The 2425-nt window shown below is 68.7% G+C and carries 2 protein-coding genes; both read right to left on the bottom strand.

Going from position 1 to position 2425, the window contains the following annotated elements:
• Positions 1-1079: phytoene desaturase family protein (locus tag ACE3UY_RS07195; protein WP_374686863.1), on the bottom strand; the 1079-nt coding region annotated here is incomplete at its 3' end.
• Between the two features lie 205 nt (positions 1080-1284).
• Positions 1285-2425: M28 family peptidase (locus ACE3UY_RS07190; protein ID WP_374686862.1), on the bottom strand; the 1141-nt coding region annotated here is incomplete at its 5' end.

Raw genomic sequence — 2425 nt, 5'->3', positions numbered from 1 at the left:
GGGGCCAAACTGGGATCGAAGCAGTAGTGCTTCACGCCAATATCGTGGATCGTGACGCCGCCGGTGGTCAGCGGCTCGTCGAGCAGGTAGTTGGCCCAGTGCGGTTCGGCCGACAGGTCGCGCCGCACGCCGAACGACACCTGCACCATGGCGTGGATGGGCATGTGGCCGTCGTAGGTGCGGCGGATGTCCTTGTCCACGAATTGCCCTTCCAGCAGATCGAAGATAGTGCCGCGGCCGTCGGCGGCCGAGACCACGTAGTCGGCGCGGTGCTCGGTGTCATCGTAAAGGCGCACGCCCACGGCGCGGCCGTTCTCCACCAGCACCTTCTGCACCTGCGATTTATACTGAATCTCGCCGCCCAGCCCCAGATAGCGCTGCTCGATGGCCCGCGCGAACGCCTGCGAGCCGCCGGCGGGGAAGCCGGCGTTGCGCGTGTGCAGATAGGCCAGCAGCGATTGGCCGACCATGACCGGGCACTCCGGCCAGGACAGCATCAGCGGCACGGCGCGGCGCAGGAAGGGGGAGTGGAACGACTCGCCGAAGTCCGCGGCCGACATCGTCCCCCAGCGGGCCATCGGCATGGCGTAAGGCAGCACCTTGCGCCCGAACTCCGCCCACTCCTGCGGCGTCAGCAGGCAGCGCGGCCTGGCCTGGAGCATGGCCATGTCGAACTTCTCGAAGGCGCGGATACCGGCGACGAACGACTCGATCAGATCGTGGTCGTCCGGCCCCAACTCCTTCATGTGCGCTTCCAGCCGGTCGGGGTCGCTGTAGACGATGAGCGTCTGGCCGTCCGGGGCGATGACGCGCATCAGTTCGTCGTGGTGGAGCATCGGCCGATCCTGCACCGCACCCAGCTCTTCCCACACCTGATGGAACGGCTGGCCGGGGCTGGAGCCGAACAGATAGTGGAGGCAGCCGTCGAAGGTGTAGCCCTTGCGCTCCCAGGCGGTGCACAGGCCGCCCGGCCGGTCGTGAAGCTCGAAGATCTGTGTATGAAAGCCATTCATGCGGGCGTAGCAGCCCGCGGCCAGTCCGGATATACCGCCGCCGATGATGATAACGGATTTGGACATGATGGTACTTGCTCCCGATCAGGTTTGGCCTGGGCGCGGGCCGGGGCCGGACGCCACGTTATAGGATAATCCACCCGCGCCGCGGCGTCCTCTATCGAAAGTTATAAGAAATAGGGGCTAGGGGTTAGGGGATAGGGGTTAGGGGATAGGGGAAGAACGCTCTTCCCTAGCCCCTAGTCCCTAACCCCTAGCCCCTATCCTTGCGTTAAATCCCCTCGCCCCGCGGCAGTCCATCCTGGGTGAGGGTCTCTTCCAGGAAGTCCACCGCCGCGGCCAGCAGGGTTTCGTCCACCCCGTCGAGCGTGTCAGCCGGAGTGTGGATGAGGCGGTCAATGGCCTCCTGCACCCCGCCGGAGGTCAGGGCCACGCTGGGCACACCCTGCATGGCGAAAAGCGAGTGGTCGCTCTGGGGCCACGGCTCCGTCTCCGCCACCGTCGGATGGGCCGGCAGGCGCCGCCGCACCCGCTCCGCCCACGCCTCCGGACAGGCGAAGAAGGCAATGGTTGTGTTCGATCCGCGCAGCCCCAGCCCGTCCAGGTTGACGGCCAGAGCGATCCGCCCGAACTCCCCCGCGCAGCCGGCCAGATAGACCACCTCGCCCGGCGCGGCGTAGTGATCCTCGCCGTTGAAGGCCACGAACTCCAGGTTGGTGGGCGGGCCGCCGGCCGCCAGCCGTTCGGCCAGCGCCAGCAGCGCGGCCACCCCGGCGGCGTTGTCCAGCGCGCCGGGCGTGCCCGGCTTGGTGTCGAAATGGGCGCACAGGATGATCTTGTCCCGCGCCGCGTAGGGGCGGCGGCCGATGACGTTCGCGCCGTAGCCGGGCCGGCGGCTGCTGTGCACGCGCACCCCCACCGGCGCGCCGGCCGCGGCCAGCAGGATGGCCCCCACGTCGGCTGACACCGTGACCGAGGGGATGGTCAGGTCGCCATCCTCAAAGATGGGCGCGGGGCGGCCGGTCATGGAACTGACGGCGATAATGGCCCGCGGCCGGCCGGCCACCAGCAGGTCGAAGATGCGCTGGTGCTCCTCCACGCTGAAGAAGGGGTAGTGGCGCGGGAAGAGCGGCATGGCCGTCAGCGCGCCGTGCAGCAGGGCGACCCGCCCGGTCAGCGCCGCCGCCGCCAGCTCCTCCAGGCTGCCCGCGGCCACCGTCGGCGCGGTCACGTCACACGGCGGCGAGTACGGGTTGGCTGTAACCGGCAGGGGGCCGTCGCCCATCCACAACTCGACGCCATCCAGCCGCCAATCGACGCAGTCGAAGCGCTGCTCCTCCACCTCATAGCCCATTCCCGCCAGCGCGCCGGCGATATACTCGGCCGCGGCGTGGTTGGCCGCCGAGCCGGGC

It is taken from the genome of Promineifilum sp. (SeqCode) (assembly GCF_041918635.1).
Classification (GTDB): Bacteria; Chloroflexota; Anaerolineae; order Promineifilales; family Promineifilaceae; genus Promineifilum.
This window is presented reverse-complemented; position numbering and strand designations above follow the sequence as displayed.